Origin of the sequence: Pseudomonas sp. BN607 (genome assembly GCF_029871175.1) — a bacterium.
Classification (GTDB): Bacteria; Pseudomonadota; Gammaproteobacteria; order Pseudomonadales; family Pseudomonadaceae; genus Aquipseudomonas.
Genome location: NZ_SSOE01000068.1, coordinates 40,624 through 61,291, shown reverse-complemented (window position 1 = coordinate 61,291; position 20,668 = coordinate 40,624). Strand labels below are relative to the sequence as shown.

The following is a 20,668-nucleotide window of genomic DNA, read 5'->3' as shown; positions in this document are numbered from 1 at the left end:
GCTCCCATCATCCGGCCCCTACGCTACGCTCCGGGGTCCCCTCGCTACGGGCATGCTCCCGGGAGTACGCGCCGAAGGCCCCATCCATGGGGCCTCAGCGCTTGACGGGCATCCATGCCCGTCACCTCCCTCCGCATGCCCTTCGCTCGGCCTACTGAAGTCGCAACCTGTGTCGCCTGAACTATCGCGCACTTAGAAGCAGAATCAAGAACCGAAGCAAGAGCTAGAGCCAAAGCAAGCACCAGCAACCAGCAACCGGCAACCGGCAACCAGGTTACTGCTTCGAGGCGATAGCCTTTTCAATCGCTGCCCGGAACGCTGGATCATCCGGCTTGGTGAGGCTGGAGAAATTTCCGATCACCTTGCCCTTGCGATCCACAACATACTTGTAGAAATTCCACTTCGGCGCACTACTCTGGTTGGCCAGCTCGGCGAACAGCGGTATCGCATCTTTACCCCGCACCGGCTGGGTCTTGGTCATGGTGAAAGTAACGCCATAGTTGGCATAACAGACCTTCGCGGTCTTCTCGCTGTCGGCGTCTTCCTGCTTGAAGTCATTGGACGGCACGCCGAGCATCTCCAGGCCCTGCTCGTGATAGTGCTTGTAAGTCGCCTCAAGCCCCTCGAACTGCGGCGCAAACCCGCAGTAACTCGCAGTATTCACCACCACCAGCGGCTTGCCCGCAAACCGTTCGCACAGCTCGACCTGGCCCTTGCCCCGCAACTCCGGCAAGCTGCCCTGCAACAACGCCGGGCAATCGGCAGCCCAGCTCGATGCACTGGCAAGTAACGCTAGCACCGGCACCGCAAACCCATGTGCACGCATGGTTCGTTCTCCCGCATTGAATCCTTGAACCTGCAGGGTAGCGCCAGAACCAAACGAATGCCCACTTTACGTTACGAACCCATAGCCGACGCATCCAGACATCTTGCCCGCCCACAACACTGAACGAACGCTACCTCCAAGCAATAGACCCGCTTCCGGGAGCCATGAAAAGGCAGCCCTATCGCCTAACAAACCCCCATGCCCAGTTGCATCAACGCCATCCCACCCCGGTGCCACCCCCACCACACCAGCGCCAATAGCGCCAGCGCAGCGACGGCCAGCAAGCCACGGGTCAGGTAGCGGTTCATGCGGCCTGTGCCTGCAGGCGGGCAACCGGGCGTTCGCGCACGGGCCAGTTAAGGGCTGCAGCCAACAGGCTAAGCAGGATGGAAATTTGCCAGACCAAGTCGTAGCTGCCGGTACGGTCATACACGACCCCGCCCAGCCAGCCACCCAGGAAGGCACCCAGCTGGTGGAACAGGAACACGATACCGCCCAGCATGGACAAGTTGCGCACGCCGAACACCGTGGCCACGGTGCCATTGGTCAGCGGCACCGTGGAAAGCCACAAAAGGCCCATGGCGATGCCGAACAGATACGCACTGAACTCGCTCACCGGCGCCCACAGGAACAGCACGATCACCACCGCACGCAACAGGTACAGCCCGGTCAGCAAGCGCGGCTTGGACATGCGCCCGCCCAGCCAACCAGCGGTGAAGGTACCAACGATATTGAACAGGCCAACCAACGCCAGCACCGTGGTACCGGTAGTTGCGGCCAGGTGCTGGTCAACCAGGTAGGCCGGCAGGTGCACACCAATGAACACGACCTGGAAGCCACAGACAAAAAAGCCCAGCGCCAGCAACCAGAACCCCGAATGCGAGCAGGCCTCGCGTAGTGCCTGGCCCAGCGTCTGCTCGGTAGCACTACTGGGCAACGGGCGGTCACGCAGCAGGCCGACGAAGGGCACGATGAACGCCACCATCAACCCCAGCACCAGCAACGCTGCCGACCAGCCCAACCACTGGATCAGGCCCAGGGTACCCGGCAGCATGGCGAACTGACCGAACGAGCCAGCGGCACTGGCGATGCCCATGGCCATGCTGCGCTTCTCGGCAGGCACTGCACGCCCGACTACGCCCAGAATGACCGAGAACGAGGTGCCGGAAAGGCCAATGCCGATCAGCAAGCCGGCACTCAGCGACAACGACCAGGCCGAGTCAGCCATGCCCATCAGGATCAGGCCGCCGGCATACAGAATGCCGCCAATGATCACTACCTTTGCCGCGCCCAGGCGGTCGGCCAGGGCACCCGCGAACGGCTGCGCCAGCCCCCAGATCAGGTTCTGCAAGGCAATTGCGAAGGCGAACACCTCGCGCCCCCAGCCGAAATCGGCGCTCATGGGTGCCAGGAACAGGCCAAAGCCGTGCCGCACACCCAGGGACAGCGCCAGGATCAAAGCCGCCCCCAACAATACCCATCCGCTGGTACGCCACACCGAAGTCATTGTCGTTATCTCCAGCACATCACAAGGTTTTTGCGGGTATATACCCGCTCATAGTCGTATCGATTCAGGCCAGTTGGTCCAGCAAACGCACCAGTTCATCCCGCTGCCCTTCCCCCAGCCGCGCCACCAACTCGACCTGGGCCTTTTCCCAGGCGGGGTGGGCTGCCTGCAGCAACTGCACACCCGCATCGGTCAATAGCACCACGCGGTTGCGCTGGTCGTCGCCACCGGCCAGTGCCACCAGCCCCTCGGCCTCCAGCACCCGCAGGTTACGGCCCAAGGTGCTGCGCTCAAGGCCCATGGCCTCGGCGAGGGTGGTAATGCTGGGGCGGTCGAGCCTTTGCAGGTGCCGTAACAGGGAAAACTGCGCGACATTGACCCCGAAGCCGGCAAGGGCCTCGTCGTAATGCCGGCTCACCCCACGGGCGGCCCGACGCAAATGGGTACAGATGCATTCACTGGTCAGCATGGATACGTGTATATACCCGCGTCACCAGTGTTGCAATCAATTTCATGGTCTGGCTTCAAGCCAACCTGGGGCCAAGCGCTTGCGGATGGGCTCGAACTCCACCGTGGCCTTGCGCGGCAGCGGGTCCGGCGCCCCCTGGTCAATCGCCTGCCAATAGCGCCACGGCACCTTGGCCGACCCCAGTTCGTAGTCCATGCCATCCCAGCTGTCTTCGCGGAAGCTATAGAACGCCCAGTGCAACTGATCGCGCTCCATGACTCCGAGCACGTCCTCGAGATACTGCAGGCAACCCGGCAACCGGCGCATGCAGCCGAACTCGCCCACCACCAGGCGTGAACGCGGCACGTTCATGGCCTCTGCCCACGCCATTGGTTGCTGCAGGTACTGCTCCACGCGCTGCCTGTTCCACTGCTGGGTTTGCCCGGCAAACGGTGCGGGGCCGGGATAGGCGATGGGCTGTTTGCGCGCCATGTTGGGCGAGCTGGTCACATGATAAGGCTCGTACATGTGCACGCTGTACAGTACCCGCTGGTCTTCCAGGGCGCTCGGCCAGTATGCGAACGCATCTGCAGCCGCGAACCAGCCGGCATCGACCATGATCGGCGTGTCAGAGTCCTCCTCGCGAATGGCCGCTATCAGTTGCCGGTATAACGCCGGCAGATCACGCGCACCGCCCTGTTCTCGGGCATACCACTGCTGCATCTGCCCAGGGTCAGCATGCTCGGCCAAGTCGCTGTGCTTTTCTGGCGCAGGCTCATTGATCAGGTTGTAGGCGGCGATGGCTGGGTGGCCTTTCAGTTCACGCGCCATGTCCTGCCAGAAACCTGCAGCCTGTAACCAGAAGCGTTTGTCCTGCCACAGACGGTCATCGAACCGGCCCTGGTTGTTTTGCGACCAACGCATGCCGGGCAGCGAGAGCGGCGCGATGACCACCTTCAGCCCCGCCTGGTGCGCACGGTCGAGCGTGGCGCGCAGCGTCGCCAAATCGGCAGCGGGCAGGCCGACATAGGAATCAGCGTTGCCGAGGAGGAAATCACGGTCTGCCGGTTGCCATTTGTCGTAGGAAAGCCGCACCCAGGTGGCACCGTAGCCGCTCAAGGCATCGAAATAGGCTTGGTCGGGTGGCAATCGGTTGAAGCTGTTGCCGCCGTGGCGGGGGGCGTCCCAGAACGCCATGAGGTCAGCTGCAAACACAGCGGGACTCATGGCTATCAACAAGATCGTGAGCACGTAATGACGCATGGGCAGATCCTCCCCTTCGACCAAAACCGGGAGCATAAGCCAACTGAAAGATCTGCGCAGTTTCTGGGTTTTTCCAGACAGTTACCATCCGTTTCTGCTCAGAAACGTCTTACAGAAACCGCCTCACCTTCGACAGTTGGCGCCTGCAGATGCTGCGCAAGGCAACGGTTCAAATGCCCAATGCCAGCGCCAGCACTACGGTCAGTTCGAGCAGCTCCAGCATTGCGCCTGCGGTATCCCCGGTGGTCCCGCCCAAGCGCCGACACATCATCTGCCGCAACCAGGCGAACACCATCAGCGCCAGCAGCACGGCCCATCCGCCCAGGCACAGGCAGAACAGCGCAGTGCCCAGCAACACCCACCCGGCTGCACGTCGGGGCAGGTACTCGGCCAGCGCCTGGCCCAAGCCACCTGGCCGAACATAAGGCGTGCAGAGAAACAACCCCAGCATCGCCGCCCGCCCGATCAGTGGCGCCAGCAGCAACTGCACGCCAACTCCCTGCTCTACCAGTACCCACAGGGCGCAAAACTTCAGCAGCAGCACCACCACCAGGGTGACCACGGCAATGGGCCCACTGCGCGGATCCTTCATGATGCGCAAGGTGCGCTCACGGTCGCCAAAGCCGCCTAGCCAGGCATCGGCGCTGTCCGCCAGGCCATCCAGGTGCAAGGCACCACTGAGCAGCACCCACAGCGTCAGCAGCAACGCCGCATGCAGCGGCGCCGACGTGCCTTGCAGCAGATGGCTCGCCAGCCACAACAGCAGGCCGAACAGCAGCCCGACCAGCGGATAGCACAATAATGAGCGCCCGGTATCACGGGGCGCCGGCATGCCCGGCAGGCTCACCGGCAGTCTGCTGAGAAACTGCAAGGCTATCCAGAAAGGCAACATCTCAAACTTCCTCGACCCACTGCCCGCTGTCATCCGAAACCAGCCGCATCAACGCGCCATGCCCGACTTCGACCTGCAGCAAGTGCTCTCTCGGCAAACCACGAGCACGGGCCAGCAGCAGGCGCATCACTCCACCATGGGTGACCAGCAGCACGCGCTTGCCGGCATGTTGAAGGCGCAAACCCTCGACTGCCGCCAACACCCGCTCGGAGAACGCTTCGACCGGCTCACCATTGGGCGGCGTGAAGGCGTAGGGGTCAGCCCAGAAACGCCCGAGTGCATCCGCCTGGGTTTCCATGATCTGCGCAGCGCTGTGGCCTTCCCAATCGCCAAAATGCAGCTCCTGCAAACGCGGTTCGCGCTGCACCGGCACATCCAGGCGCGCACCCAGCTCATCGGCAAAACGCGCACAACGCTGCAGCGGCGAGCTGACCAGCACCTGCCACGGGCCGGCCTCGGCCACGGCACTGCGCATCTGCGCCCAGCCCTTTTCAGTCAAGGCATCGTCAAGGCTGCCGCGCAGGCCGCCCTGCTCGGTTTCACCGTGGCGCAGCAGATCGAGGATCATGCCGGACGGTCCGCCACCGCGGCCTCGGCAAAGGTCGCCATCTGCCCGTGCAGCGCACAGGCCAGGCGCAACAGTGGCACTGCCAAGGCAGCGCCACTGCCCTCGCCCAGGCGTAGGCCCAGGGCCAGCAACGGCTCAGCCTGCAGCGCAGCGAGCAAGGCCTTGTGCCCAGGCTCGGCCCCTTGATGGGCGAACAGCAACCAGGCCCGACACTGCGGGTTGAGACGTACCGCCACCAGCGCAGCGACGCTGCAGATGAAGCCGTCCACCAGCACCACGACGCCTGCCTGCGCGCAGCCCAGGTAGGCACCGGCCAGCGCGGCAATCTCGAAACCACCTACACAAGCCAACGCTTGCAGCGGCTCCTCGGCACGCAAGCCATGCAGTTGCAACGCCCGCTCGATGACCTCAGCCTTGTGCCGCACCCCGGCGTTGTCCAAGCCGGTGCCCGGCCCGCTCAGTTCTGCTGCCGGGCAGCCCAGCAGGACGCTGGCCAAGGCCGCGGCCGCCGTGGTGTTGCCAATGCCCATTTCGCCACCGATGAACAACTGCGCGCCCTGTTCGGCTGCACGCAGCGCGCTCTCGCGCCCGGCCTGCAAGGCGGCTTGCAGTTGGGCCTCGGTCATCGCCGGCTGGCGGGCAAAGTTGGCGGTGCCGGCGCCGAGGCGCAGATGGCGCACGCCGGGCAGTTCCAGCTGTGGGTCGATGGTGCCGAGATCGACCACGTCCAGGCTGGCCTGCAGTTGCCGCGCCAGCACGCTGATAGCGGCGCCGCCGCCGACGAAGTTGCGCAGCATCTGCCCAGTCACCGCCTGCGGGTAAGCCGAGATGCCCTCCTCGACCACGCCGTGGTCGCCGGCAAAAATGCCGATCGCGGCCTTATCGAGCGAGGGGCGTTCTTGCCCCTGCAAGCCAGCCAGCTGAATGGCCAGGCCTTCGAGCTGGCCCAGCGAGCCGGCAGGTTTGGTCAGCTGTTGCTGACGGGCGCGGGCCTTGTCCATGGCGGCGTTGTCCAGAGGTTGGCAGGCTTCGCGCCACCAGGCTTGAGTCATAGAGCAGGTCCTTTGAGTATCAGGGGCAGGCCGGCCACGGTCAGCACCACGCGCTGACAGCGCTCGGCCACGGCTTGGTGCAGCCAGCCGGCCAGGTCGACATAACGCCGGGTCAGCTCGCCCATGGGCACCACGCCCAGGCCGGTTTCGTTACTGACCAGAATGAGGCTGCCGGGCAACTGTTCCAGGCAAGCCAGCAAGGCATCACGCTCCTCGGCCAGGCGCTGTTCGTCTTCGAGCATCAACAGGTTGGTCAACCACAGGGTCAGGCAATCGACCAGCAAGCAGCGCCCTTCGTCCGCCTCGGCGCGCAGCACGGCAGCCAAGGCCAGAGGCTCTTCAATCAACCCCCAATCAGCAGGGCGACGCTGGCGGTGCAGCTGAACGCGTTCGTTCATTTCACCATCCAGCGGCTGACTGGTGGCAATGTAGGTCACGGGCAGCCCGCTGGCACTGGCCAGCTGTTCGGCCAGGCGGCTCTTGCCGGAACGCGCGCCGCCAAGGATCAGGTTAAGCATTTCAGGCCACCCCACACAGCTGGCGCAGGCGCGCGGTGTCCAGGTGCGTTTCCACCAGGTCGGCCAGGCGCTCGATGTCGCGCTCGCGCAGGGCCTCGTAATCAATCATCTGCACATCCTCCAGGCCAGCCCAGCGCAGCAACGCAGCGCACGACTGGCTACCTTCGAACAGACCATGCAGGTAGGTGGCAAGCACCTGCCCGTCGGCACTGATGGCGCCATCGCAGCGGCCATCTGCCAACTGCATGGCAGGCCGCTCCAGAGCCGGGCCGGTGGTGACTCCGGCATGGATCTCGTAACCGCTGACCGGCGAGGCTTCAAGGTTGAGCGTGCCCGCCACGTTGCGCAGCTGCTTCTCTGCTTCAAGCACCGTGGTGTAATCGAACAGGCCCAGCCCCGCGCTTGAGCCAGCAGCCCCCTCCAGCCCGAGCGGGTCATGCACCGCGCGGCCAAGCATCTGCAGGCCACCGCAAATACCGATCAGCTTGCCGCCATAGCGCAGATGCCGATCGATGGCCTTGTCCCAGCCGCGCTCGCGCAACTGCGCCAGATCGCCCCGCACACTTTTGGAGCCTGGCAGGATGATCAGGTCGGCAGCGGGGATCGGCTGGCCCGCGGCGATGAACTGCAGGTCTACCTGCGGGTGCAGGCGCAGTGGGTCGAAATCGGTGTGGTTACTGATACGCGGCAATACCGGCACGATCACCTTGAGCACGCGTTCGTGCTTCGCGCCCTGGCGCATGTCGATACCGTCTTCGGCCTCCAGGTGCAGGTCGGTGACGTAAGGCAGTACGCCCAGCACCGGTTTGCCGGTGCGCTGCTCCAGCCAATCCAGCCCCGGTTGCAACAGCGCGATGTCGCCACGGAAGCGGTTGATCACAAACCCTTTCACCCGAGCCTGCTCACTGGGCGAAAGCAGCTCCAGGGTGCCCACCAGATGGGCGAACACCCCACCACGGTTGATATCGGCGACCAGGATCACCGGGCAGTCCACTGCTTCGGCAAAGCCCATGTTGGCGATGTCGCCAGCACGCAGGTTGATCTCCGCCGGCGACCCTGCGCCTTCAACCATCACCACCGGCCAGGCGGCACTCAGGCGCTGGTGCGAGGCCAACACTGCCTGCATGGCGATCGCCTTGTAATCGTGGTAGGCCACTGCGTTCATGCTGGTAACGGCGCGGCCTTGGATGATCACCTGGGCGCCGGTATCGCTGTTGGGCTTGAGCAGCACCGGGTTCATGTCGGTATGCGGCGCCAATCGGCAGGCCTGGGCCTGTACCGCCTGGGCGCGGCCGATTTCACCGCCATCGGCGGTCACGGCACTGTTCAACGCCATGTTCTGCGGTTTGAACGGCACCACACCGATACCCTGGCGCAACAGCCAGCGGCACAGCGCGGTCACCAGCGTGCTCTTGCCGGCGTCGGAAGTGGTGCCTTGCACCATGAGGGTGGTCATGCCGTTTCCTTTTGATAGGCCGCCAAGGCCAGCGCCAGGCGCTGCTCATCCACTTCAGAGGCAGGCAGGCCCAGGCGCACCGCCGCAGGGTGTTCGAACAGGCGCACCAGGATGCCGCGGCGGGCGAGAAAGTCGTGCAATCGCGCAGCACGTTCGCTGCGCACGTACTGGAACAGGTCGCAGCCACCACTGGGCGCCAGGCCAGCACCGCTCAGCATCGCTGCGAGCCGGTGGCTGGCCGCGGCACAGCGTTCGATCTGCGTACGCTGCGCAGCCTGATCAGCCAGGCTGGCCTGTGCCAGCACCCGGGTCGGGCCATTCACCGTCCATGGCCCAAGCCATTCGGCCAGCCGCAGCAGCAGGCTGTGCTCGGCAGCGACGAAACCAAGGCGTACCCCGGCCAGGCCGAAGAACTTGCCGAACGAGCGCAGCACAATCAGGCCCGGGCGCTCGGCGCAGTCCATCACGCTGCCTGCCGGGGTGTTGTCCATGAAGGCTTCATCAACTACAAGCCAGCCACCCCGCGCGGCCAGACGAGCATGCCAGGCCAGCAGGCGATCACGCGGCACTCGGTGCCCGGTGGGGTTGTTGGGGTTGACCAGCACCAGCACGTCGAGGCTGTCGAGCGCCGCCTCAACCTGGCTTTCGCCCAGCTCCACCAGCTGATGCCCTGCGCGCTGCCAGGCATACGGATGCTCGGCATAACAGGGTGAAAGCACCCCGACCCGGCAGGCTGCGCGCATCAGCGGCAACGCCTGGATAGCCGCCTGCGAGCCGGCCACCGGCAGCAACTGGCTGGCGCCATAATAGGCACGCGCGCTGTCTTCCAGGCCGTCCTCGGTTTCCGGCAGGCGGGCCCAGGCATCGAGTGGAATTGCCGGAATCGGGAACGGCCAGGGCGCAATGCCGCTGGACAAGTCGAGCCACTGCTCGCGGGCAATTCCGTATTGGCGCACCGCGCGCAGCAGGCGACCACCGTGTTCAAGCATTGATATAAGCCCCCAGGCAGATCACCAGCAGCCACAGCCAGACGCCGCGCTGCACCAGGCCCCAACCGCGTTCGATGGCGTCGGCATCGGCCATCGGCCCTTCACCCAGGCGAGGCCGCTCGTGCAATTCGCCGTGGTAAACCGCCGGGCCGCCGAGCTCCACGCCCAGCGCCCCGGCGCCGGCAGCCATCACCGGCCCGGCGTTGGGGCTGTCCCACAGCGGGCCCTGCCTGCGCCAGCAGGCCAGGGCCAGGCGGGTCTTGCCGAGCAGCGCATAGGTGAGCGCCACCAGCCTTGCGGGAATATAGTTGAGGACGTCGTCGATGCGCGCCGCACACCAGCCAAAGCGCTCGAAGCGTTCGTTGCGGTAACCCCACATGGCATCCAGGGTATTGCTCAGGCGGTACAGCACCACGCCTGGTGCGCCAGCCACGACAAACCAGAACAGCGCAGCGAACACGGCATCACTGCCGTTCTCCAGCACCGACTCGGTGGCCGCCCGGGCCACCGCCGGCTCGTCCAGTTCGCGGGTTTCGCGGCTGACCAAAAAGCCGACCCGGCGCCGCGCTTCCTCCAGGTCACCCTGCCGCAAGGCGTTGGCTACCGGCAGCACATGCTCGCCCAGGCTGCGCAACCCCACCGCACAGTACAACGCCAGCACATCCACCAGCCAGCCGACATACGGCAGCCAGGACAGCACCAGCGCCACCAGGGTCAGCGGTAATACCGCCAGAACCCAGGCGCTCACGCCATGACTGCGCCAACCACGACCGCCAGCATTCAATCGGCGCTCGAGGTTGCTGGCCATCTTGCCGAAGGCCACCAGTGGATGGCGCCGCTGCGGTTCACCCAGCAATGCATCCAGGGCCACCCCGGCCACGGTCAGCAAGGCCACGCTCATTGCTGCTCTCCCCATTGGTTCTCAAACAGCATTTCACTCAAAGGCCGTGCTTCGGCCCAGTTTTCCTGCACCAGCATCGGCACTGGGTAAAACTCGGTGACCGGGCCCAGGCACAGCACCGCGACCGGCTTGGCACCCGCAGGCATACCCAGCAGCGCCGCCAGTTCAAGCGGGTCGAACAGCGACACCCAGCCCATCCCCAGCCCTTCGCCACGGGCTGCCAGCCACAGGTTCTGGATGGCACAGGCCAGCGAGGCCAGGTCCATTTCCGGCAGGGTGCGGCGGCCGAAAATGTGCGGTTCGCGGTTGTCCATCAAGGCTGCCACCAGCAGTTCGGCACAGTCGTTGATGCCTTCCACCTTCAGCTTCATGAAGTCGTCGGAGCGTTCGCCCAATGCCGCGGCAGTGCGCACGCGCTCCGCCTCAACCAAGGCCTGGATCTGCCCACGCAGCTCGCGCCGGGTAATGCGGATGAAGCGCCAAGGCTGCATGAGCCCGACGCTGGGCGCCTGGTGCGCAGCGGCCAGCAGGCGACCGAGCAAGGCAGGCTCAACCTGGCCGCCAGCGAAGTGGCGCATGTCGCGGCGCTCGCCGATGACGCGGTAGATCGCGGCGCGTTCGGTGTCGCTGAAGGCGTGTTCGCTCATGGTCGCAACAGCGCCGCCGCCGCATCCGGGTTGGAAGGGAAGTAGAAGTGCACGTAGGAGGCAGTCAACCGCCCCAGACGGTACACCGCTTCGTTGCCGCGTCCGCCATTGGGGCTCAGGCCGCGGGCAATCGGCTCCAGCCCGGTGCTGGTCAGCGAATGGTGATAGGTGTGCCCGCGCAAGGTACCTTCCGGTAACACCACCGCCTGCAGCGCCAGGGCCGCGAGGCGCTTCTGCATGGTCGCCTCGCCCGACAGCAGGCCAAGCAGTTCGGCGCGTTCGCCCGCCACATCGGTCAGGGCATCGAGCAGGTACAGCATGCCGCCGCATTCGGCCAACAACGGCTTACCCTGTGCGTGGTGGGTGCGGATCGCCTCGCACATCGATGCGTTCGCTGCCAGCGCCCGGTGATGCAGCTCCGGGTAGCCGCCCGGCAGGTACAGGCTATCGACCTCCGGCAGCTCGCGGTCGTGCAACGGCGAGAAGAATTCCAGATGGGCGCCGAGGTTGCGCAGCAGGTCGAGGTTGGCGCCATAGGTGAAGGCGAACGCCTCGTCCCGCGCCACGCCGATTCGCACACCGGCCAGCGCGGCCACGCAGGCTTGAGGCTGCGGTGCGGCAAAGCTCACCGGCGGCGGCAAGGCGGCGTCACAACTGCCACCTAGCGCCTCGGCAGCAGCATCCAGGCGGGCATCCAGGTCATTCAGCTCACTGGCCTGGACCAGCCCCAGGTGGCGGCTGGGCAGCTCGATGCCGCGCTCGCGGGACAAACCGCCATACCAGCGCAGGCCCTCGGTCAGGCTGCCCTCCAGCAATTGTGCGTGGCGCAGGCTGCCCACCCGGTTGGCCAGCACGCCGGCAAACGGTAAGTCGGCCTGGTAACGCGCCAGGCCCAGGGCCAATGCACCGAAGGTCTGGGCCATGGCTGTGCCATCGATCACCGCCAGCACCGGTACGCCAAAATGGCGCGCCAGGTCGGCGCTGGACGGGGTGCCATCGAACAGCCCCATCACGCCTTCGATCAGGATCAGGTCGGCCTCCCCGGCGGCTTCCCACAACAGCCGGCGGCTTTCCTCCGCGCCGATCATCCACAGGTCCAACTGGTACACCGGCGCGCCGCTGGCCCTTTCCAGGATCATCGGGTCAAGGAAATCCGGCCCGCACTTGAACACCCGCACCTTGCGCCCGAGATTTCGGTGCAGGCGGGCCAGTGCGGCAGTAACCGTTGTCTTGCCCTGGCCAGAAGCGGGTGCCGCGATCAACACGGCAGGGCAATGGCGCGCCTGGCTCACAGTTCGACGCCCTTCTGTGCGCGGATGCCGGCCTGGAAGGCATGCTTGAGCATGCCCATCTCGGTCACGGTGTCGGCCAGTTCGATCATCTCAGGCTTGGCTGCACGGCCAGTGACGATCACATGCTGCATCGGCGGGCGGGCCTGGATGTCGGACAACACCTGATCGAGGTCGAGGTAGCCATGCTTGAGCGCAATGTTCAGCTCGTCCAGCACCACAAACTGTACGTTCGGGTCCTGCAGCAGCTGGCGCGACACCGCCCAGGCCGCTTCGGCCGCAGCGATGTCGCGTTGACGGTCCTGGGTTTCCCAGGTAAAGCCTTCGCCCATCACGTGGTAGCGCACCTGCTCGGGGAAGCGCCGGAAAAACAGCTCTTCGCCGGTGCTGTTGCGGCCCTTGATGAACTGCACCACGCCGCACTGCATGCCATGGCCCAAAGCGCGCGCGAGCATGCCGAAAGCCGAGCTGCTCTTGCCCTTGCCATTGCCGGTTAGCACCAGCAGCAAGCCGCATTCGTTGGGGGAGTTGGCGATACGTTCGTCGATGACCGCCTTCTTGCGCTGCATACGCGCCAGGTGGCGTTCGTCGCGTTCGGTGGATTCGCTCATCAGGGTTCTCCGCTGGCTGGCACCGCGGCAACGCGCGACGACAGGTAATAGGCAGGCAGACGGAGAGCGCGCAGGGGCCATGGCAAGCGCCACGGTGCACCGCGCATCACCCTCCGTGATGCCGTTGGCAGATATCAGGCCGGTCTCCGGGCTTGTGAGCGGGCCTTGGCCCTGGCCTGCGCGCCTTCCCGGGTGTTGGCACCCAGTGGCCATGCGCGGCCGCGACTCACCTACCGTTGCGGGGGCAGCGCCGGAATCGCGCCACGCTGGCGCCCACCGGCTTCCCAGTTTCACCCTGCCCAGTCGAGGCTGGCAGGGCACCTGAAACACGCGCGAAGGTTAGAGGGTTGCACCCATAGCGTCAATCCAAGCGGCCCGTTTGCTGTCGAACAGGCGTTTTGCTTGACGGCGGGGGGCGGTATCACCGTCAGCATTCATTTTTTCAAAGGGAACCGGCGCTTTGGCTTTTGGGCTTTTGGGCTTTTGGGCTTTTGGGTTGTGGGCTTTCACATCACGCAGACATTCATTCGCGATAGTGGCGCCTACTCACCTTTCCGCCCTTACGGCGGGTCCCTTTTTGTCGTGGCAAAAAGGAACCAAAAACCGTCCGCTCCCATCATCCGGCCCCTACGCTACGCTCCGGGGTCCCCTCGCTACGGGCATGCTCCCGGGAGTACGCGCCGAAGGCCCCATCCATGGGGCCTCAGCGCTTGACGGGCATCCATGCCCGTCACCTCCCTCCGCATGCCCTTCGCTCGGCCTACTGAAGTCGCAATCTGTGTCGCCTGGGCTACCGCGCGCTTAGAAGCAAAAGCAACAGCTAGAGCCCCGCCGGCCCTGTGGCTTGCGATCGCTTGGCGCTTTTCGCTTTTCGCTTTTGATCTTGCTTCTAAGCGCGCGGTAGCTCAGGCAACGCAGATTGCGACTTCAGGAGGCCGGAGCGAGGGAACCCCGGAGCGCAGCGTAGGGGCCGGATGATGGGAGCGCAGCGTTTTTTGGTTACTTTTTGTCGCGTTGACAAAAAGTGACTCGCCGTAAGGGCGAAAAGGTGAGTCAGAGTCGCCATCGCAAATGGACTATGCGCGCCATTAAAACCAGCACTTTCCCGATTCAAGCTTCAAGGCGTGGTGAGCCAGCCTGTCAACCGAACCTGCCGCCCGCCCCTCAGGGGTTCTGAGCCAGGTGCCCTTGCGGGATCACCCGCTTGGCCTGCAGGTAAGCCTTGGCCCAGTAGCTGTTCGACAGGTAGTCCAGGCGCACCGTGCCACCCGTAGAAGGTGCATGCACGAAGCGCCCCTCGCCGACGTAGATGCCGGCATGGCTGACCTGCGAGCCGCCGCTGGTGGCGAAGAACACCAAATCACCCGACTGCAACGACTTGGCATCCACCGTGGGTGCACGCATCACGATCATTTCCCGCGTCGAACGCGGCAAGCTGATGCCGGCAGCATCTCGGTAGACGTACTTGATCAGCCCGCTGCAGTCAAAGCCAGAGTCCGGCGTGTTGCCACCCCAGCGATAAGGCGTGCCAACCAGACCGATGGCGCGAATCAACACGTCGTCTGCAATCGGCGAAGGGCTGGGCTGACTGTAGGTCACCTGCGGCTGTACCACAGGGGCCGGCGCAGGCGCACGGCTGGAGCAGGCAGCCAGCAAGGCTGCCAAGGAGAGAAATGCGAAGCGCGCCATCTTTATCATGGCCAGAACATCCTGTCTGAGACCGCTGCGCAGCAGCCGAAAAGAGTTGAGAATTTAGATTAGACGCTTTCTGTAAATGCGCACGGCGGCGAGCTTTTTTCAAAGCATCGCCGCCGCGGCAGGATATATCATTTGGCCATCAGTTGCGCGCGATATTCGTCGGCGCCATGGCCAGGGCACGCTTGGCCTCAATGAAGGTCTTGCTCCAGTAGCGATCACCGAGGCTGTCGATGCGCACGCCACCGCTACGGCGGCTGCTGGAGTGGATGAATTGGTTATCACCCAGGTAGATGCCGGCATGGCTGACGCGACCGCGGCCATTGGTGCTGAAGAACAGCAGGTCACCTGGCTTGAGCTTGTTGCGCGCCACTTTAGGGGCATCGACGTTGATCATTTCACGCGTGGAGCGTGGCAGGGTCATACCTGCCTCCTCGCGGAACAGGTAGCCGATGAAGCCACTGCAGTCGAAGCCAGACTTTTCCGAGGTACCACCAAAGCGGTAGCGGGTGCCGATCAACGACATGCCGCGCTCGAGAATGCTGTCAGCCAGGACTGGCAGCTGGTAAGGCTTGCTGCTGGAGAAGGACGCCAGGTCATCTTCGGTGGCCAGTTCTTCCGGCTCGCCGAACACCGACGAGGGCGAGGCTTTGGCCTTGATTGCCGACTGTGCGGCGATCGGGGTGTGATCCTGGGGCTGTGGCTCTGAATGAGACGCCGGGCCTTGAGCCGCGCAGCCAATAAGCAGGGTCACGAGTGCGAGTGGCACGAGGGGTGCGAAGCGCTTCAGCATGGGCACGACCGTGTCTGTAATCCTTTAGAAGGGTGAAACTATGCCCTCTATCATGGCCATTTGCAAATTTTATCGAAAAAGATGTGACTTTTTCGTTTTGCCGCTCTGGCCCAGCGTTTTCAGGGGGTTACCAGCCGAGAGTTTCCTTGAGGAAAGGAATGGTGAGCTTGCGCTGTGCCTGCAGCGAAGCCTGATCGAGGCGCTCCAGCAGGTCGAACAATGCGCTCATGCTGCGCGCGCCACGGGTAAGGATGAAATGGCCGACTTCGTCGGTGAGGTGCAGGCCACGGCGGGAAGCGCGCAGCTGCAAGGCACGCAGCTTGTCTTCGTCAGACAGACCACGCATCTGGAAAACCAACGCCAGGGTCAGGCGCGACTTCAGGTCCGGCAGCTTGATCGGCAGTTCGCGCGGCGATGCCGAGGCAGCCAGCAGCAGGCGCCGGCCGCTGTCACGCAGGCGGTTGAACAGGTGGAACATAGCCTCTTCCCAGTCGGCCTTGCCGGCGATCACATGCAGGTCGTCGATGCATACCAGTTCGTACTGGGCGAGGTAGTCAAGCAACTCTACGCCGCGGTCGAGCAACTGTGCCAGGGGAAGGTAGACAGCGGGTTCGCCGCGCTGCTGGAAGCGGTGGGTGGCAGCCTGCAGCAGGTGGCTACGGCCAACACCCTGCTTGCCCCACAGGTAGATAAGGCTCTCGGTCCAGCCGGCGTCGGCTTCGCATAGCCGCTCGACGTAGCCCAATGCCGCAGCATTGGCGCCCGGATAGTAGTTGATGAAGGTGGCGTCATCGCGCAGGCGCACACCCAGGGGCAACTGGATCGGTGGTTTCATGCTCGCGGGCGGTCGACAGGACCGCAGGGGGCCTTTGCTGAACAATGTGCAAAGTCTATACCTGCAACGCGGGGCGCACAATCACGGCAATCGATAGCACAAGTAAAATCAACAAGTTGCGCCAATGCGAGGCTGATGGTGTATGTCATTCGATCTCACAGGCGCCCCAAATCCAAGGATGAACGTGCCGGCCATCACAACTCCGGGTCAATGTCTCCGGCGTACATGTCCGATTCCTTGTACAGATCATGCACATGCCGCAACAGCACCATGATCACCGCCGCCACCGGCAGCGCCAGCAGCACCCCGGTAAAGCCGAACAGCTCACCGCCGGCAAGAATCGCAAAGATCACCGCCACCGGGTGCAGGCCGATGCGGTCGCCGACCAGCAGCGGCGTCAGCACCATGCCTTCCAGCGCCTGGCCGACCATGAACACGGCGACAATGCCCAGCATCGGGTAGAGGTCGCCGCCGAACTGGAACAGGCCGGCCACCAGCGCGGCTCCGATACCAATGATGAAGCCCATGTACGGCACAATGGCCGCCAGGCCGGCGAGCATGCCGATCAACAGCCCCAGCTCCAGCCCAACCAGCATCAGCCCGGCCGAATAGATGATGCCCAAGGCCACCATCACCATCAGCTGCCCCCGCACGAACGCACCCAGTACCTCATGGCATTCACCTGCCAGGCCCACTACCTGTGGCTCATGCTGGCGCGGCAGCAGGCCGCGCAGCTTGGCCATCATCACGTCCCAGTCCCGCAGCAGGTAAAACCCTACAACCGGAATCAGCACCATGTTGGCCAGCCAGGCAATCAGCGCCAGGCTCGAGGCCGTGGCCTGGGACAACACCACGCCGACAATGTCGGTGGTCTGGCCCATGTGTTCGCTGATGGCGGCCTTGATCTTGTCGAACTTCCAGAACCCGTCTGCCAGCCCCAACCGATGCTGCACCCACGGCAGCGCCACATGCTGCAGCCAGTCAAGCATCTGCGGTGCCAGCTCATAAAGCCGCACCAGCTGCTTGGCCAACATTGGAACCAGGACCAGCAACAGGGCCATGAGCAGCAGGGTAAAGAGGCCGAACACCACGACCACACCCCAGGTCCGCGACAACCCCCGACGCTCCAGCCAGTCAACCAGCGGGTCGGCCAGGTAGGCCAGGAGAATGCCGATCAAGAAAGGGGTAAGGATGTTGTGCAAACCATACAAAAGCACGGCAACCAGCAGCGCGGCACCCAGCCAGATCCAGCGGCGCATGTCAGACAATGTCAGTACTCCTTACCAACGAAAACGCAGGCCGTCGAACGGCTTGGGGACGGGCTGCTGCGGGGCGGTCGGCTCCTGGCCGGCAGCCGCCGGTGGCGTGGCTGGTGCTACTGGCGCCTGCTCTACCGGCACTTCCTGCAGCTTGGCCAGGCCCAGTTGAGCCCGTAGCTGCTCACGGTTGCCAGTCACCCCGTAGGTCAAGGTAGTGCCTTCGGCGAGTTGCAGGCGGGGGCCATAAGGCTCCAGTACGCGGGCCAGTTCGGCGTAGCGCTGCAGGTTCATACCCTGTACTTGCAGCTGCAACTGGCTGCTGGCGCCTGGTCGGGTGACGTAGCGCGGCGCCAGGCGGGTGCTTACCGCCAGCATTACCGCATCGGCCAGCGCAGCCTGGTCGGCGCCCTCGGCACTGCCTTGCTCACGCTGGTCACCCAGCCACAGCTGCCACTTGCCTTGCCACTTGCCATCGGCCTCCTGGGCATGTACCGCCAGCAAGGCATCGGCGCCATAGCGCTCGGCAGCCTGGCGCAGCGGCGCCGGGTCGCTTGCTTCGAGCTGCTTGGCATTGGCCACCAATTGTTCCTGAAGGTCGGCCAGCGGCAGGCGCAGCGGTAGCCCGCGGTGCTGAGCGGCGCGGCGCAAGGGCTGGGCACTGGCCTGGCCGTCACCGACCAGATTACTGCCTTCGGCGCTGTCGTACAGCCACCAGCCAAGGATCGACGGCCGGTTGCTGCCCCACAAGGCCAGGCCTGCCTTGCGCAGGGCCCGTTCGGTGCTGCCGGGGTCGAACTCGACCAGTACGGATTCAGGCGGGCCGGCTTCGCTGCCGACCTGATTGATGACTTGCTGCGGGTCTTTGCGCAGCTCGGCCAGCGCCGGGTTCTGCGCAGCCTTGGGGTCGCCGGTGAGGCGCAACACCAACGTGTCGAGCGCCTTGGCGGTCGCTGCAGTACGGGCTTCGGCGCCCTGCCCGCTGACGGGTTCGCGTACCTGATAAAGGCCCGAAACATTTTCAGCCATGACAGAGGCCGACATAAGGGCCAGGCAACCGGCTGCCACAATATTGAACAAACGCATGGAAGGTTCCTGTCCATTTACCGCAATGCCTATACCTTATACACGGGGGCGCAAGGTAACCAGTCGCGACGGGTGAAAGATTGGTTGCGGGAGATATGCGTGGGGTCTGACAGATGCCCGCGCCGAGAGGTTCAGCGCCCAACTATTTACCCATTTTCATGCCCTGCCCGTCGGCCTGAGGATGGCCGCTGCCCGGCAACCCTGATAAAATCGCGCGCCTTCACAGACCACTGACGTTTCAGGCAGCCGCTGCTTACCCGCCGGCCTTGGCCGTCATGGTCGTTTTTAAGAATCCCTCCCTCCTAAAGGCCTGGATCAATGAGCAAGCAACCCTCCCTGAGCTACAAGGACGCCGGTGTAGACATCGACGCCGGCGAAGCACTGGTCGAACGCATCAAGGGCGTGGCAAAACGCACCGCACGCCCTGAAGTCATGGGTGGCCTGGGCGGCTTCGGCGCCCTCTGCGAGATCCCGGCCGGCTACAAGCAGCCGGTGCTGGTCTCCGGCACCGACGGCGTCGGCACCAAGCTGCGCCTGGCACTGAACCTGAACAAGCACGACAGCATCGGCCAGGACCTGGTCGCCATGTGCGTCAATGACCTGGTCGTCTGCGGTGCCGAGCCGCTGTTCTTCCTCGACTACTACGCCACCGGCAAGCTCAATGTCGACGTGGCCGCCACTGTGGTCACTGGCATCGGCGCCGGTTGCGAACTGGCCGGCTGCTCGCTGGTCGGTGGTGAAACCGCCGAAATGCCTGGCATGTATGAAGGCGAAGACTACGACCTGGCCGGTTTCTGCGTCGGCGTGGTGGAAAAGGCCGAAATCATCGACGGCTCCAAGGTTGCCACCGGTGACGCGCTGATCGCCCTGCCGTCCTCGGGCCCGCACTCCAACGGCTACTCGCTGATCCGCAAGATCCTCGAAGTGTCCGGCACCGACATCGAGAACACGCAACTGGACGGCAAGCCGCTGACCGACCTGCTGATGGCGCCGACCCGCATCTACGTCAAGCCACTGCTGCAACTGATCAAGAACACCGGCGCCGTCAAGGCCATGGCCCACATCACCGGTGGCGGCCTGCTGGACAACATCCCGCGCGTCCTGCCGAAAAACGCTCAGGCCGTGGTTGACGTGGCCAGCTGGCAGCGCCCGGCGGTGTTCGATTTCCTGCAGGAAAAAGGCAACGTCGACGAGCACGAAATGCACCGTGTACTGAACTGCGGCGTGGGCATGGTCATCTGCGTGGCCCAGGACCAGGTCGAAGCCGCCCTGAACGAACTGCGCGCCGCTGGCGAGCAACCATGGGTGATCGGCCACATCGCCGAAGCCGCCGAAGGCGCTGCCCAGGTCGAGCTGCACAACCTCAAGGCACACTGATGCCGAGCAAGACCTGCAATGTAGTGGTACTGCTGTCGGGTTCCGGCAGCAACCTGCAAGCGCTGATCGACAGCAGCAAGGCCGCAGACAGCCCGGTGCGCATCCGTGCGGTGGTTTCCAACCGCGCCGATGCCTTCGGCCTGCAGCGCGCCGCAGCGGCCGGCATCGACAGCGCCGTGCTCGACCACACCCAGTTCGACGGCCGTGAAGCCTTCGATGCCGCGCTGATGGCGCGGATCGACGGCTTTGCCCCGGACCTGGTGGTGCTGGCCGGCTTCATGCGTATCCTCAGTGGCGACTTCGTGCGCCACTATCAGGGGCGCCTGCTCAACATTCACCCGTCGCTGCTGCCCAGATACAAAGGCTTGCATACCCACCGCCGAGCGCTGGAAGCGGGCGATGCCGAGCATGGCTGCAGCGTACACTTCGTGACTGAGGAACTCGATGGCGGCCCATTGGTCGTACAGGCTGTGGTACCGGTGGCGCCTGGCGACACCGTCGAAAGCCTGGCCCAGCGGGTACACCAACAGGAACACCTGATCTACCCACTGGCGGTGCGCTGGTTCGCAGAAGGTCGCTTGCGCCTTGGCGAACAAGGTGCATTACTGGATGGCCAGCCGCTGCCGGCCAGCGGTCACTTGATTCGATCCTAGGAGAAT

Annotated in this window: 22 protein-coding genes and 1 riboswitch; of the genes, 2 read left to right on the top strand and 20 right to left on the bottom strand. The window is 64.3% G+C overall.

Features of this window, described 5'->3' with window-relative positions; translation table 11 throughout:
* Positions 1-274: 274 nt before the first annotated feature.
* From E8E68_RS25885 to E8E68_RS25790, 20 genes are all read right to left on the bottom strand, one after another.
* Positions 275-826 (bottom strand): glutathione peroxidase, encoded by a 552-nt coding sequence (locus tag E8E68_RS25885; RefSeq protein ID WP_266031368.1) that lies wholly within the window; start codon positions 824-826, stop codon positions 275-277.
* A 185-nt stretch (positions 827-1,011) separates the two neighbouring features.
* The gene (locus E8E68_RS25880) at positions 1,012-1,134 is read right to left on the bottom strand and encodes a hypothetical protein (RefSeq protein WP_256590639.1); all 123 of its coding nucleotides are present in this window, start codon (positions 1,132-1,134) and stop codon (positions 1,012-1,014) included.
* Positions 1,131-2,324 (bottom strand): MFS transporter, encoded by a 1,194-nt coding sequence (locus tag E8E68_RS25875; protein ID WP_266031535.1) that lies wholly within the window; start codon positions 2,322-2,324, stop codon positions 1,131-1,133. The genes E8E68_RS25880 and E8E68_RS25875 overlap by 4 nt, the downstream gene beginning before the upstream one ends.
* Positions 2,325-2,397: 73 nt before the next feature.
* Complete coding sequence (locus tag E8E68_RS25870) at positions 2,398-2,802, bottom strand: MarR family winged helix-turn-helix transcriptional regulator (protein WP_110746117.1); 405 nt, start codon at positions 2,800-2,802, stop codon at positions 2,398-2,400.
* A gap of 42 nt (positions 2,803-2,844) precedes the next feature.
* Positions 2,845-3,978: a cellulase family glycosylhydrolase gene (locus E8E68_RS25865; protein WP_266031533.1), complete on the bottom strand. Its 1,134-nt coding sequence runs from the start codon at positions 3,976-3,978 to the stop codon at positions 2,845-2,847.
* 235 nt (positions 3,979-4,213) lie between these two features.
* A complete protein-coding gene (locus tag E8E68_RS25860) occupies positions 4,214-4,936 on the bottom strand; it encodes an adenosylcobinamide-GDP ribazoletransferase (RefSeq protein WP_280346088.1) in 723 nt (240 codons plus the stop codon).
* Between the two features lies 1 nt (position 4,937).
* Complete coding sequence (gene cobC, locus E8E68_RS25855) at positions 4,938-5,504, bottom strand: alpha-ribazole phosphatase family protein (RefSeq protein ID WP_266031363.1); 567 nt, start codon at positions 5,502-5,504, stop codon at positions 4,938-4,940.
* Entirely contained in the window at positions 5,501-6,556 is a 1,056-nt protein-coding gene (gene cobT, locus E8E68_RS25850; RefSeq protein WP_266031361.1) for a nicotinate-nucleotide--dimethylbenzimidazole phosphoribosyltransferase, read from the bottom strand. Before cobT ends, cobC begins: the two co-directional genes overlap by 4 nt.
* A complete protein-coding gene (cobU, locus tag E8E68_RS25845; protein WP_266031359.1) occupies positions 6,553-7,074 on the bottom strand; it encodes a bifunctional adenosylcobinamide kinase/adenosylcobinamide-phosphate guanylyltransferase in 522 nt (173 codons plus the stop codon). Before cobU ends, cobT begins: the two co-directional genes overlap by 4 nt.
* A gap of 1 nt (position 7,075) precedes the next feature.
* Positions 7,076-8,530 carry a cobyric acid synthase gene (locus E8E68_RS25840; RefSeq protein WP_266031357.1) on the bottom strand — a complete coding sequence of 485 codons (1,455 nt, stop codon included), beginning with the start codon at positions 8,528-8,530 and terminating at the stop codon, positions 7,076-7,078.
* On the bottom strand, positions 8,527-9,519 hold the full coding sequence (gene cobD, locus E8E68_RS25835) for a threonine-phosphate decarboxylase CobD (protein ID WP_266031355.1): 993 nt from the start codon (positions 9,517-9,519) through the stop codon (positions 8,527-8,529). The genes E8E68_RS25840 and cobD overlap by 4 nt, the downstream gene beginning before the upstream one ends.
* Entirely contained in the window at positions 9,512-10,420 is a 909-nt protein-coding gene (cbiB, locus tag E8E68_RS25830) for an adenosylcobinamide-phosphate synthase CbiB (RefSeq protein WP_266031353.1), read from the bottom strand. The genes cobD and cbiB overlap by 8 nt, the downstream gene beginning before the upstream one ends.
* Positions 10,417-11,067 carry a 5,6-dimethylbenzimidazole synthase gene (gene bluB, locus E8E68_RS25825; protein WP_266031352.1) on the bottom strand — a complete coding sequence of 217 codons (651 nt, stop codon included), beginning with the start codon at positions 11,065-11,067 and terminating at the stop codon, positions 10,417-10,419. The genes cbiB and bluB overlap by 4 nt, the downstream gene beginning before the upstream one ends.
* Positions 11,064-12,359, bottom strand: coding sequence for a cobyrinate a,c-diamide synthase (locus tag E8E68_RS25820; RefSeq protein ID WP_280346079.1), 1,296 nt, complete (start codon positions 12,357-12,359; stop codon positions 11,064-11,066). The genes bluB and E8E68_RS25820 overlap by 4 nt, the downstream gene beginning before the upstream one ends.
* Positions 12,356-12,967 carry a cob(I)yrinic acid a,c-diamide adenosyltransferase gene (gene cobO / locus E8E68_RS25815; protein ID WP_110746106.1) on the bottom strand — a complete coding sequence of 204 codons (612 nt, stop codon included), beginning with the start codon at positions 12,965-12,967 and terminating at the stop codon, positions 12,356-12,358. Before cobO ends, E8E68_RS25820 begins: the two co-directional genes overlap by 4 nt.
* 119 nt (positions 12,968-13,086) lie before the next feature.
* A riboswitch (cobalamin riboswitch) is annotated at positions 13,087-13,307 on the bottom strand.
* Positions 13,308-14,131: 824 nt separating this feature from the next.
* Positions 14,132-14,665: a C40 family peptidase gene (locus E8E68_RS25810; RefSeq protein ID WP_110746105.1), complete on the bottom strand. Its 534-nt coding sequence runs from the start codon at positions 14,663-14,665 to the stop codon at positions 14,132-14,134.
* A gap of 139 nt (positions 14,666-14,804) precedes the next feature.
* The gene (locus tag E8E68_RS25805; RefSeq protein WP_110746104.1) at positions 14,805-15,455 is read right to left on the bottom strand and encodes an NlpC/P60 family protein; all 651 of its coding nucleotides are present in this window, start codon (positions 15,453-15,455) and stop codon (positions 14,805-14,807) included.
* Between the two features lie 127 nt (positions 15,456-15,582).
* Positions 15,583-16,290 carry a DnaA regulatory inactivator Hda gene (hda, locus tag E8E68_RS25800; protein WP_003252443.1) on the bottom strand — a complete coding sequence of 236 codons (708 nt, stop codon included), beginning with the start codon at positions 16,288-16,290 and terminating at the stop codon, positions 15,583-15,585.
* A gap of 194 nt (positions 16,291-16,484) precedes the next feature.
* The gene (locus E8E68_RS25795) at positions 16,485-17,558 is read right to left on the bottom strand and encodes an AI-2E family transporter (protein WP_266031346.1); all 1,074 of its coding nucleotides are present in this window, start codon (positions 17,556-17,558) and stop codon (positions 16,485-16,487) included.
* 12 nt (positions 17,559-17,570) lie between these two features.
* Positions 17,571-18,632, bottom strand: a complete 1,062-nt coding sequence (locus tag E8E68_RS25790) for a DUF2066 domain-containing protein (protein ID WP_266031344.1) — start codon at positions 18,630-18,632, stop codon at positions 17,571-17,573.
* A gap of 318 nt (positions 18,633-18,950) precedes the next feature.
* On the opposite strand from E8E68_RS25790, the gene purM reads away from it, so the two are divergent.
* Both purM and purN read left to right on the top strand, forming a co-directional pair.
* Positions 18,951-20,009, top strand: a complete 1,059-nt coding sequence (gene purM, locus E8E68_RS25785) for a phosphoribosylformylglycinamidine cyclo-ligase (RefSeq protein WP_110746101.1) — start codon at positions 18,951-18,953, stop codon at positions 20,007-20,009.
* Entirely contained in the window at positions 20,009-20,662 is a 654-nt protein-coding gene (purN, locus tag E8E68_RS25780) for a phosphoribosylglycinamide formyltransferase (protein ID WP_110746100.1), read from the top strand. Before purM ends, purN begins: the two co-directional genes overlap by 1 nt.
* Positions 20,663-20,668 lie beyond the last annotated feature (6 nt).